We start from the raw sequence: 7,236 nt of genomic DNA, 5'->3' as shown, positions 1-7,236 counted from the left end.
GAGCTGGCCGCACTGGAGTCAGAAAACCGCAGTGAGATCATTTCCCAGCCCAAGGTCATTACCTCGGATCGCAACAAGGCGGTGATTCGCTCCGGTGAAGAAATCCCTTACACCAGCACCGATGCAGATGGTGTACGCACCACCAACTTCCGTCAGGCTGAGCTGCGCCTGGAAGTGACTCCGCAGATTGTTGGTGACGGGCGAATTTTCCTCACTTTGCAGGTCAACAACGACAGCAAGGGTGAAGAAACCCTGAACGCTGGCCCCACCATCAACACCAATGCAGTGGAAACGCAGGTACTGGTTAACAACGGTGAAACCATTGTGATTGGTGGTATTTTTACCTCTCAGCAGTTAAGCGCCGAAGCCAAAACTCCGTTTCTAGGTGACCTGCCTTTGCTGGGTTGGTTATTTCGTCGTTCCTTTCAGAGCCAGGAAAAAGTAGAATTGTTGGTTTTCATTACTCCTAGATTGATCAACAACACCCTGGCCGGAAACTAATGCAGGATGAACCTCGCTGTAACAACAGTACCAATATATTTCTGATCGGTCCGATGGGTGCCGGAAAAAGCACCCTGGGTCGTCTGCTTGCCAGTACATTAAAACGTCCATTTTACGACTCTGACAAAGTCATAGAGGGTCGCTGCGGAGCCAGTATCCCCTGGATTTTTGATCTGGAAGGCGAAGAAGGTTTCCGTCTCCGTGAAAGCCAGGTTATTGATGAACTCACCCAGCAGACCGGCATTGTACTGGCAACAGGAGGCGGTGCAGTGCTGCGGCCAGAAAATCGTACTGCCCTGAATAGTCGCGGCGTGGTGATTTTCCTGCGTACCACCGTTGAGCAACAACTGGCACGTACCGGCAAGGATCGTAATCGCCCCTTGTTGCAAACCGAAAACCCCCGACAGCGACTGGAAGAAATGTGTAAACTGCGTGATCCGCTGTACCAGCAAACCGCACACCTGACCATTAACACTGACCAGCGACCACCGCGGCAGGTGATGCTGGATATCAAACAGCGATTAATGCAACACCTCTGAACCCGTAACCCGTCAAACTTTGGAAAAACCATGCAAAGCCTGAATCTGGATCTGGGAGAGCGCAGTTACTCCATACACATCGGTACTGACTTGTTAACACGTGCAGATTTGTTGTTACCCCTACTGCGCGGTAAACAAATCCTGATTGTCAGTAATACCACCGTTGCGCCCTTGTATCTGGAGCCCCTCACCCAAAGCCTGATCACAGCACGCCCAGAGCTGATCATCCATACCTGCATCCTGCCGGATGGTGAAGCCTACAAAGACATGGCACATCTACAAGAAATCTGGGACAACCTGTTGGAGGCCGGTTTTAACCGTAATGCCACCCTGATTGCCCTGGGTGGTGGTGTGATCGGAGATATGACCGGATTTGCAGCGGCCAGTTATCAACGTGGCGTGGATTTTATCCAAATCCCCACCACCCTGCTTTCTCAGGTTGACTCTTCGGTTGGTGGTAAAACCGGGGTTAATCACCCACTAGGCAAAAACATGCTGGGTGCCTTCTGGCAACCCCGTGTGGTGCTGGCCGATACCCGTACCCTGCAAACTCTGCCGCCCAGGGAGCTATCTGCTGGCATGGCAGAGGTGATTAAGTATGGTTTGCTGGGTAATCTGGCGTTTCTGGCTTGGCTGGAACAGCAAATGCCAGGACTGATAGCTGGTGACCAGCAGCTGTTAAGTCAAGCCATTGACCGCTCCTGCCAGTGCAAAGCCGATATAGTGGCTGAGGATGAGCGGGAAAGTGGCAAACGTGCCTTACTGAATCTCGGCCATACCTTCGGACATGCCATAGAAACCGAAATGGGTTATGGTGAGTGGCTGCATGGTGAAGCGGTAGCTGTGGGTATGTGGCTGGCTGCAGATTTATCACGACGCATGGGCTGGCTTTCTGATGCCGATGTAACACGTGTGGCCAGCATCCTGCAGGCAGCCGGATTACCCACTCACCCACCAAAAACCATGACCACTGACAGCTTTTTAAAGCATATGGCTGTGGATAAAAAGAATTTGGACGGTCAGTTACGTCTAATTTTACTGCGTCAACTCGGCCAGGCAGAGCTGTTTGATTTCACTGATCTGCCGTTATTACGTCAGTGTCTGAATGATGCAATTACAAATCCGCACGGGTTTTAACAACAAGACGTTACACCTATGCATCTGTTATGTTTAAATTCGGCTTTTGAACATCCGCATCAACGACTAGGGAGTCGCTGGCATGCAACCCAGGGAACCGTCACTGAACAGTCCGAGCACGGATTACGAACCTTTGCTCCTGCTGCAACATATTAATGATTCGGCTGTTTTTTACCCAGGCAAACAACACGGCAAACATCTTGATCTACTGCTGCACCTGAGCCGTTACAGCAACCTGCTGCTGACCATCATTGGTCCGCAGGGCAGCGGTAAAACTCATCTGAAAAACAGGATGACCCAGCAGCTGGACTCAGGTGTTGTTGCCACACAAGTGAATGCCGCCAAGGTATCCACCGCAGGCCAGCTAATGCCATTTTTGGCACGCAGCCTGAATCTGGAAATCCCAGCCAAAGCGGATAACACACTTTATCTGACCGAAATCCGCAACTACAGCGCTCTGCTTAATGAGGATGGCGGCAGCTGCCTGATTCTGGTAGACAATGCTGAACAGCTTGAACAGGATGCACTCAGCCTGCTGCTGGATCTTGCCACCACCAGCAGTGACAGCAAGCGCCCGCATATTGCCCTTTTTGGCCGTCAGGAACTGTTCGACAAACTGCACAAGAAAGAAAACCAGTCACGTTTTGAGTCTGTCGGTCATCACCTGCCACTGGAACCTTTTGGTGAAATCGAAGCCAGAGGTTATCTGGAGCACCGCTGCCATAGTGTTGGCATGGATCACCTGCCGCTGGATGACCAGCAGTTTCATCGAGTTTACAAAGCATCCATGGGCTGGCCAGGCGCATTAAATGCCACATTAAAAGAAGAACTGCTGTTAACCGCAGGCAAAAAACCCACCCTGCCACCTAAAGCAGCCAAAAAAGCGCTGGATAACAAGCCTGCTAAAAAACAGCGCAAAGGGATTCCGCTCTGGCCGATACTGATTGGTGTTTTTTTAATGACCGGCATAGCACTCGGTTTCCTGTATCAGGATAAATTCGGGCCTTCATCCACACCAGACCTCAGCCTGATCTCGCACTCACAGGAAATCCGTACCGAAGCCTGGCAGCCTCGACCTTTATCTATAGCAGAAGAAACACCAACAACAGAACCTGAAATGATTCAGCCTCTGGACAGCCTGCCTGCTGTCATGCCTGCTCCTGCCGAGATAGAAATCGACACCCCGGATAGCACACCACCATCCGTCATCCCTGAGCCACAAACACCCGCCGCAGAACCAGAAAAAGCTGAACCAACACCTGCGCCGGTAGTGGCACCCAAAACACGGCTTGATATGCCGGATGACACACCCGCCCAGATCACTCAAACGCCGGCCCAACCTGCACCAGCACCCGCACCCGCTGCGGCACCGACTGCCGTGCCACCACCACAAACGGCTGTATCCGCTGTTCAAGCACCAGCCAGCTCCAGTTCTTACCAGAATCAGGGTGCACGCAGGGAAGCCATGTTGATGGCAAAACCGCCACAACACTTCACACTGCAAATGATGGGCAGCCTGGATGAAAACAGCGTGCGTAGTTTTATTCAATCGCAGAGCCGCCCGGCAGACTTCTCCTACTTTGAAGGCCGTTATCAGGGTCGCCCCTGGTATGTAGTGGTTTACGGAGATTATGCCAATCGTGACGCTGCTCTGACAGCTATCCAGAACCTGCCGGAGCCTTTGCGTAATCAGCGCCCCTGGGCAAGAACCTTCCAGAGCGTTCAGAACGATATTTCCAATCGCTGATTCAGCTTTTCTTGCTAAACAGCACCACACAGACAACCCCAGCACTCGCATTCAGGAGCTGGTGGAATTTTTACAAAATATTAAACACCAGGATGCCTTGTGAAGAGGATCAATCACCCTGCTGCAAAATACGTTGCAAAACCTTGCTGCCTGTTTACAAATCAACCAAAGCAACCGTTTCACCTCTCTCGGCTCAACATATCAAAAACAACCCGGGCAAATAGCTGGGTTTTGGCCGGATCAGATAAAAGCTGCATCATTTGCTCCTGATGCGCGGCGTTGCTACTGAGAATTGCATCATCAATTGCTCGGGGAAAATCACCCAGCATGGCTTGTTCACGGGTGTTGTTAGCAATCTGATTCATCACCGTCTCATTTTCGGTTAGCTTGTCACGCACCGTAAAAGCATAGTTGATCATGTCTTTGTCAGTGAGCTTGTCGGTGATAAACACCTCATTCAAACGCTCAATAATCCGTGACAAAAACTCTTCTTTTTTGTCTTTTGCTTTAGCGGTGCCAATATCATTACCTGGGTGCAGCTTGTACTCTGCGGTATTTTCTTTGAGCTGTATGTCCTGCTGCCTGATCTTTGATAAACGGTAATGACTCATTACCACGTTATCCAGATCCAGCTCATCCTCCTCAATCACCTTCTCACGCAACATCGGGCGCAAGTGCCTTGCAAACAGGCTCAGCTTTTCCAGCTCTTTGTCGTCGTAATCGACAATCTGCGACATAAACTCGTAAAAACGCACAAAACTGGCCAGATCTTTCTTGAAGATCTCCAGGCGGCTTTTTTCCTGCTTGCTCTCTTTAAAAGAATTTTCCGCGTTGGCAATCAACACTGGATCACCAGTCATTTTGGTTCGTTCAAATACGTTTTTGGCATGTAGATAGACTTCCACTGCTGATGTGTAGCGCTTACGCCACCGATCAATGGCAGGTTTACAGATATTGCTGATCGCCGCATTGGATTTATTTCTGGTAAAGAAGGCATCAACAAACTGCTCTACCTCAGACCACAGAAAAATACCGCTGGCTTTCAGTTTAACTGCAAGATCAGCAATCTTTTCAGGATCTGTGACATCTGCCAGCTCTGCCACCTGATAATAAGGCTGGAAGGCATCCAGAATATCCTGTGGGTCGTTGTAAAAATCCAGCACAAAGGTGCCGCACTCCGCTTTCCCCGGATAGGTGCGGTTAAGGCGCGACAGAGTTTGCACACACTCAACCCCAGCAAGTTTTTTATCAACGTACATGGCGCAGAGTTTTGGTTGGTCAAAACCCGTCTGAAACTTGTTAGCCACCAGCATGACCTGATAGTCATCTGTATCAAAGGCTTTGCGCATATTGCGCCCTTTAAGCTCAGGGTTCATGCTGTGCTCGGTGAACTTCTGATTCAGAAACGCGGTGCTGTCTGGATCAGCGGCGTTAAACTCCACCTCACCAGAAAAAGCCACCATCGCCCGAATGCCTGCATAACCCTGCTCCGCCACATATTTATCAAAGGCAAGTTTATAGCGCACCGCTTCCTTGCGTGAGCTGGTGACTACCATGGCTTTTGCCTGCCCACCCAGTAAACCCATCACATTCTTTTTAAAGTGCTCAACTATTACCTTCACTTTCTGCGAAATGTTATGGTCATGCAGGCGCACCCAGCTATTGAGCTTCACCTTGGCTTTACCCGCATCCACTTCTTTGTCTTCTGCTTCCAGCTTCTGCTTAAGCTGGTAGATCACCTTGTAGCTGGTGTAGTTCTTCAGAACGTCAAGAATGAAGCCTTCTTCAATCGCCTGCCGCATGGAGTAAACATGGTAAGCCACAGGTAAATTGTGCCTGGAAGCTGGCTCCTCGGGATTAGGCAAACGACCAAACAACTCCAGCGTTTTGGGCTTGGGGGTAGCGGTAAAAGCATAATAACTGAGATTGGCACTACCACGCCGCGACGCCAGGGTTGCATCAAGAATATCCTCAGAAGACAGTTCAGAATCATCATCTGCCTCATCAGTCATCAATACTTCTTTAAGCTGACGCGCTGTTGAACTCGTTTGGGATGAGTGGGCTTCATCAGCAATAATCGCGTAACACCGCTCTTTCAGACTGATTGTGTTTTCGATTGCTTTCAGTACAAACGGGAAGGTTTGAATGGTTACAATAATAATTGGCTGAGAGGTTTCCAGCGCCTTTGCCAACTTCTCAGATTTTGTACCATCACCCTCCTTGCGGTTGATACGCCCCACCACCCCATCCGCATGTTCAAACTGATAAATGGTATCCTGCAACTGGTCATCCAATACCGTGCGATCTGTTACCACTATCACGGAATCAAACTGCTTGTTGCCCTCGGCATCGTGCAAAGTGGAAAGCTGGTGTGCTGTCCAGGCAATGGAGTTGGATTTTCCTGAACCGGCACTGTGCTGAACCAGATATTTATGACCTGTACCCTCTTCCATTGCAGCATTGATAAGCCTGGTCACCACATCCCACTGGTGGTAACGGGGAAAGATCAGGGTTTCTTTTTTGGTTTTACGTCCTTCCCAGTCTTCCTTTTCTTCGATTTGCAGATGGACAAAGCGCCCGATGATGTTCAGCAGATTATCTGGCGTTAACACCTCATTCCACAGGTAATCCGTCGCATAGGTGTTTTCATCTGTGGGAATATCATTACCCGCACCGCCTTCATGTGTACCCTTGTTAAAAGGCAAAAAGTAGGTGTCCTGCCCTGCTAGCTTGGTCGCCATATAAACTTCATACTGGCTTACAGCAAAATGCACCAGGGCACCGCGCTTAAAGGTTAACAACGGCTCTGGTTTTCTGGTGGCAGGGTCTTTGGGTAAACGGGTCAGCTTGTACTGGGTAATAGCCTGTTCCACCGCCTGTTTAAATTCTGACTTCAGCTCCAGTGTGGCAACAGGTAATCCGTTAACGAACAGCACCAGATCAATACGCCAGCGTTTTGCCTGTTTGCCGGTTGCTGCAAGTTCTGCCTGGGTTGCATAGGGGCTGTAAACCAGCTCAGGTACAATACGACAGATGTTCTGCTGATAACGTGCCAGAATTTCAGGGTTAAGATGATGTTCAGGTTTGAACTGACACAGCTCAAAACGGGCGTTGCGTATTTTCAAACCATGACGTAACACACCCAGCGTGCCGTAGGTACGTGATGCACGGTCCGTAGTGTGTTCATCGACCTTTTTCAGCTTAGTGACCAGCGCATCAAGAAAATGGCGCTCAGAGTCGGTCGGGAAGACTTTGCAGAACTTCTGCCACTCCCTGGGTTGGGTTTCCTTGATAAAAGTCAGCGCATCCGTT

General features: G+C 49.9%; 4 protein-coding genes and 1 pseudogene. 4 read left to right on the top strand and 1 reads right to left on the bottom strand.

What is annotated here, in order from left to right:
* The 4 genes and pseudogenes from IBX50_RS15375 to IBX50_RS15360 all read left to right on the top strand — a co-directional run.
* Positions 1 to 501: pseudogene (locus tag IBX50_RS15375) on the top strand (type IV pilus secretin PilQ); the annotation flags it as partial.
* Entirely contained in the window at positions 501 to 1,040 is a 540-nt protein-coding gene (gene aroK, locus IBX50_RS15370) for a shikimate kinase AroK (protein WP_292257176.1), read from the top strand. The pseudogene IBX50_RS15375 and the gene aroK, both read left to right, overlap by 1 nt.
* Before the next feature lie 30 nt (positions 1,041 to 1,070).
* On the top strand, positions 1,071 to 2,177 hold the full coding sequence (gene aroB, locus IBX50_RS15365; protein ID WP_292257175.1) for a 3-dehydroquinate synthase: 1,107 nt from the start codon (positions 1,071 to 1,073) through the stop codon (positions 2,175 to 2,177).
* A gap of 82 nt (positions 2,178 to 2,259) precedes the next feature.
* Positions 2,260 to 3,924: an AAA family ATPase gene (locus tag IBX50_RS15360; protein WP_292257174.1), complete on the top strand. Its 1,665-nt coding sequence runs from the start codon at positions 2,260 to 2,262 to the stop codon at positions 3,922 to 3,924.
* A gap of 179 nt (positions 3,925 to 4,103) precedes the next feature.
* On the opposite strand, the gene IBX50_RS15355 is transcribed toward IBX50_RS15360, so the two are convergent.
* A partial coding sequence (locus IBX50_RS15355) for a DEAD/DEAH box helicase family protein (protein WP_292257173.1) occupies positions 4,104 to 7,236 on the bottom strand: 3,133 nt, incomplete at its 5' end.

It is taken from the genome of Marinospirillum sp. (genome assembly GCF_014859565.1).
This window is presented reverse-complemented; position numbering and strand designations above follow the sequence as displayed.

Excerpts from the sequence above, each read along its gene's own strand:
- aroK (WP_292257176.1), top strand. The coding sequence starts at position 501 with ATGCAGGATGAACCTCGCTGTAACAACAGTACCAATATATTTCTGATC.
- aroB (WP_292257175.1), top strand. The coding sequence starts at position 1,071 with ATGCAAAGCCTGAATCTGGATCTGGGAGAGCGCAGTTACTCCATACAC.
- IBX50_RS15360 (WP_292257174.1), top strand. The coding sequence starts at position 2,260 with ATGCAACCCAGGGAACCGTCACTGAACAGTCCGAGCACGGATTACGAA.